This window comes from Pseudobacteroides sp. (assembly GCF_036567765.1).
Taxonomy (GTDB): domain Bacteria; phylum Bacillota; class Clostridia; order Acetivibrionales; family DSM-2933; genus Pseudobacteroides.
Map to the genome: position 1 here is coordinate 1 of NZ_DATCTU010000057.1, position 4,626 is coordinate 4,626.

The following is a 4,626-nucleotide window of genomic DNA, read 5'->3' on the forward strand; positions in this document are numbered from 1 at the left end:
GATTTGCTGCCGTGGTCTGATAAGATACCTGAAACATGCAAATCCAAGAAAAATAATATTTAAAATAGAGCCTGAATAAACTGGGCTCTATTTTATTATGTCAATACACTATCGTTTTGACGCTTACGGATGTTTCACCATTTGAATTCAACAAAACAGTTAAACACAATTTGTGTATTAAATTGCCCGAAGGCTTTATTCTCGTTCGTTACGGGGTATAGCTCAACAAGGAGTACTTTTATATTTAATAATTAATAATATAATGGGCAGCAATTTGTGGATATAAAAAACTACGCCAGTTATTGGATATAGGTCGTATCTGGTATCGCTATTCTACTTATATACCTCAGGTAGAGAATCCTCTACCTTAAGCACTTGTAAACCAAGAAGGCTTTCAACTCCATTATCAAATGAGTTTTATCGCCTAACGATGTATATGCATCAGGATATCATAGTCAAGCTCAAGAAAATAAGGTTTTTCTGATTTCTTATAACTATTAATAACCAATCATCTAACCTACACATCATTCAATACAGCTTTATCTCCAAATAACTCCAAGGCTTTTCTGTTGTAAGCCCTTGCAGCATCTTTTTCGTCCTTAAAATGTCCCAGAAAATATGCCTTTTTATTATGATGTAAGTATGACCTCCACTTTTTACCGGGCTTATACCACCCGACACCTTTGTAAATGGATGACTGCTTTTTAATTATCCGGCCTTTTCTGTTTTTCAGTTCTGCCTCGCTGACATCAATCTCATTAATACGAGCCAGGCTGCCATACAGCTCGATAGCTTTATCGTTATATGCCAATGCAGCATCTATTTCATTTTCAAATACACCAAGATAATAGCGTTTACCGTCCTTTTCAACAGCACTATGCCATACCGGTGCATACTTATCTTTATATACGCCTACATATTTAGACGATGTACCTTCCTTTTGTCGGCGTAATCCCTGCATACCGATAGATGCTTTTTCTTTATGGGAAGCCTCAACATATTGAATTACCTCATCTGAGTATTGCCCATAATCTTCAGGAGCAATTTGATTTAAATTTGCTTTATCTCCATAAAACTTCTTTGCGATTATATTATAAGCCATAGCGGCTTTGACCTCCGAATCAAAGGAAAGATTGAACTTTTCCCTGCCCTTGCAAGCCAGGACATTCCATTTGAGATAGGGTGCATTTGGGAGAAATGTAACTCCCCTATACTGGGATATGAACTTTTTTCTTACTTTATATGCCTTGTGGGAAAAGTCGTTTATGACTATGTTTTCACGCCTATAATCAAACTTGTTACCATTAATATGCTTTACATAAGTATATTTTTGATCAGGGAACAGGAACCTATTTAAAGATTTCCTTTTACCATCTTTAAATCTGGTATAAATCTGATAATGTATGTCACCATTTGCTAGAATTTGCTTTGTATAAGTCCAGCGGTGGTCTTTTATAGGCTCATAGTCGGCATCATCAACAATAAGTGTTCCGCCTGCAATTAAACTGATTTTCTTCATAAAAAGATAACCTTCAACTTTCTTTTGCTATTCCAAATAACCATCTTGTACATTTTATAATCCATTTGAGTATATAAAAAAATATTTCAAAAATCAATAATAGCAGAGGCATAGAAAGTGTAATTGTAAAGCGGATTTTTGCAGAATATCTTTCAGGCAAAGGGGCATTTAAAATTGCAAAGGTACTCAATAGCGAGGATGTTTCAACAGTTACAGGGGCAAAGTGGACCGAAGCTAGCATACTGGATATTCTAAAAAATGAAAAGTACGAGGGGGATATAATCCTTCAAAAAACATATAGAGAAAACCACATAAGTAAAAAGAAAAAAAGAAACAAAGGCGAGCTGGACAGCTTCTATATTCAGGATAATCACCCACCAATTATACCAAGGGCTGAATGGGAACAGGTCCAGATGGAAATGAAAAATCGTGCTGAGCTAAAAGGAAACTTTAAAGGCTCAGATAAATATAGAAACCGTTACCCACATTCAGGGATGCTTTATTGCGGTAAATGCAATGCTGTGTTAAAACGAAGGACCTGGAACAGTAAGTTTTCATGCAGAAAGATTGTATGGCAGTGCAGCAATTATATTAAGAATGGCAAAGACGCCTGTGAAGGAACTGTCATTGATGATGAAACCATAAGCAGGCTTGATATAAAGGAACCAACAGTTATAAGGGAGGAAATCAAGAATGGCAAGAAACATTACAGTTATTCCGGCAAGGGCTAATAGAAGCAGCTTGGCAGAAAATGTGGAACCACAGAAAAAGAGGATGGCTGCTTACTGCAGGGTTTCAACGGATCAGCTAGAGCAGTTGTCAAGTTATGAGGCACAGGTTGCATATTATACAGCATTTATTACGAACCATCCTGATTATGAAATGTCAGGTGTATATGCCGATGAAGGTATTTCGGGAACTAGTACCAAAAAACGGGACCAGTTTAATAAGATGATAGAGGATTGCAAAGCTGGAAAAATAGATATGATAATAACCAAATCGATATCGAGATTTGCATGGAACACCCTTGATACTTTGACTTATGTTCGGCAGTTAAAGGACTTAGGTATTGGTGTAATATTTGAGAAGGAGAATATATCAACGCTAGACAGCAAAGGGGAAGTCCTTCTATCGATTTTAAGTTCATTGGCACAAGACAAAAGTAGGGCGATTTCTCAAAACGCCACATGGGGCATCAGAAGAAGGTTTGAACAAGGGAAGGTCACAGTTGATCATATCAAATTTTTGGGCTATGATAAAGATGAGGAAGGAAACCTTATAATAAATGAGAAGCAGGCTAAAATAGTGAGAAGAATTTTTAAAGACTACCTTAACGGCAAGGGGCCGAACAGGATTGCCAGGGAGCTTGAGGAAGATGGAATACCAAATTGGAACGGAAAAGCAAAATGGTATGAGGGAACCATTAGAAATATGCTATGTAACGAGAAATATAAGGGCGAGGCTTTGCTTCAAAAGACATATACAACAGATTTTCTTTCAAAGAAGAGGGTCCAAAATAAAGGTGAGATTCCGCAATACTATGTGGAGGAAAGCCATCCTCCTATAATTGATAAAGAAATGTGGGAAGCAGTACAGCTTGAAACGGAGAGAAGAAGAACCTTTGCACAAAAGTATGGTATTGCAAAGCTTGATTATGCCACTTCGGATAATCCTTTTGCAGGAAGGATTATATGTGGCTGCTGTGGAAGTACATATGGCAGAAAGGTTTGGAATTCAACTGATGAAAGACTTAGGAGAATTATTTGGAGATGTAACAACAAATATGCGATTAAAGGTAAAGTCAACTGTGTAAATAAGCATATAGATGATGAAGTTTTATACAATGTGTTTATCAAAGCATTTAATATGATCTGCGAGAAGAAAGAGTATTTCTTGGAAAAGTGGAGAAGTATTGAGACTGCAGATTGTTTGCAGAAATATAAGGCTAGTCAGTTCATTGATATAATAAGGGAAATGAGACCTATTAGAGAGTTCGATGAAGGGATTTACTTAAAAATGGCTGAGAAGATTACGGTCTTGAAAGATAATTCGATTGTGCTGACATTACTGGATGGAACTGAGATTGGTTGTGAATTTAATAAATGAATGCGATAGAAAAGACAGTGTATGGGTTCAAATTGAGCCTGTACACTGTCTTTTTCTGTTTATAGGTTTTTTGTCAAATTCATTACTATCAAATATTTAATAAAATAATCATAAATAACTTGTATACTAGGCAGTTACTATGTTAACATCACCACAACTCAATGAACCGGTTCTTGAAATTTAATATGTGAGATGAATATTATGATCAGATTTTTTAAAAGGTTTATAAGGAAAAGGGCACCACCATGCCATTTTTACAGGAAAGCGAAGCTTAAAGAGAAGATTCAAGGTACTGCAGGTTTTTGTAAACTACAAAATAAGCCAATATACTATGAGGGGGCGGTTGGATCAATACCATTTGAAGTTTATGAGGGGCGTGATGGCATTGGGAAAGATACTTGTGGGGTATATAAATTTTAAAACCAACAAGAAACAAAAACATTGACGGTGGGTTACAAAAATGATAGAATAGCATTGTAACTATTTAGTGACGAAAAGTGTTTGCCTTTAGTTAACATGTAGAATAATGTCGAAAATAGCAATAAAAATAAAATCAAATTATATAAAAGTAATAAAATTTATTAAAATATTATGTTAGGTTTTGACTTAAAATTACTATTTGTGTTAAAATACCTTAATGTAAGGTAATTAAAATGTTGCTAAAAAATTTATTACCATTAAGAAGTCTCTATAATTTTAATTTATATTATTTTTTAAAGAAGTTTAGCGTACATGCTAACCATATAAATAAATTCACGGATATTAAGAAGCAATCTGATTACTTATATCGCGTATAAACAAGATGTCTTTAGCTTTTATTAGGGTGTTGTCCCATATTAATAATACTGTTCTACAGAATAAATCCTCATAATAAAGATTTAGGTTTATTTTTCAAATATTCTTATTGTTGGTTTAAAGGAGGTGGTTTGTAAAATAGAAAAATGATAATAGAAGAATAATAGAATAGTATAGTTTCGAAAAGTAACTGGTAATTGGCTTGA

At 34.8% G+C, this 4,626-nt stretch carries 4 protein-coding genes; 3 read left to right on the plus strand and 1 reads right to left on the minus strand.

Annotated elements, in window-relative coordinates; translation table 11 throughout:
- Positions 1 to 517: 517 nt before the first annotated feature.
- Positions 518 to 1,519, minus strand: coding sequence for a hypothetical protein (locus tag VIO64_RS08875; protein WP_331917263.1), 1,002 nt, complete (start codon positions 1,517 to 1,519; stop codon positions 518 to 520).
- A 122-nt stretch (positions 1,520 to 1,641) separates the two neighbouring features.
- Here VIO64_RS08875 and VIO64_RS08880 point away from each other — a divergent pair, with 122 nt between their 5' ends.
- The 3 genes from VIO64_RS08880 (at position 1,642) to VIO64_RS08890 (ending at position 4,045) form a co-directional block, all read left to right on the plus strand.
- Positions 1,642 to 2,250, plus strand: a complete 609-nt coding sequence (locus tag VIO64_RS08880) for a recombinase family protein (RefSeq protein WP_331917269.1) — start codon at positions 1,642 to 1,644, stop codon at positions 2,248 to 2,250.
- Positions 2,213 to 3,625: a recombinase family protein gene (locus VIO64_RS08885; protein ID WP_331917265.1), complete on the plus strand. Its 1,413-nt coding sequence runs from the start codon at positions 2,213 to 2,215 to the stop codon at positions 3,623 to 3,625. Before VIO64_RS08880 ends, VIO64_RS08885 begins: the two co-directional genes overlap by 38 nt.
- Positions 3,626 to 3,826: 201 nt before the next feature.
- Entirely contained in the window at positions 3,827 to 4,045 is a 219-nt protein-coding gene (locus VIO64_RS08890; RefSeq protein WP_331917267.1) for a hypothetical protein, read from the plus strand.
- Positions 4,046 to 4,626: the final 581 nt, after the last annotated feature.

Coding starts and splice junctions, on each gene's coding strand:
- VIO64_RS08875 (WP_331917263.1), bottom strand. CDS start 1,519: ATGAAGAAAATCAGTTTAATTGCAGGCGGAACACTTATTGTTGATGAT.
- VIO64_RS08885 (WP_331917265.1), top strand. CDS start 2,213: ATGGCAAGAAACATTACAGTTATTCCGGCAAGGGCTAATAGAAGCAGC.
- VIO64_RS08890 (WP_331917267.1), top strand. CDS start 3,827: ATGATCAGATTTTTTAAAAGGTTTATAAGGAAAAGGGCACCACCATGC.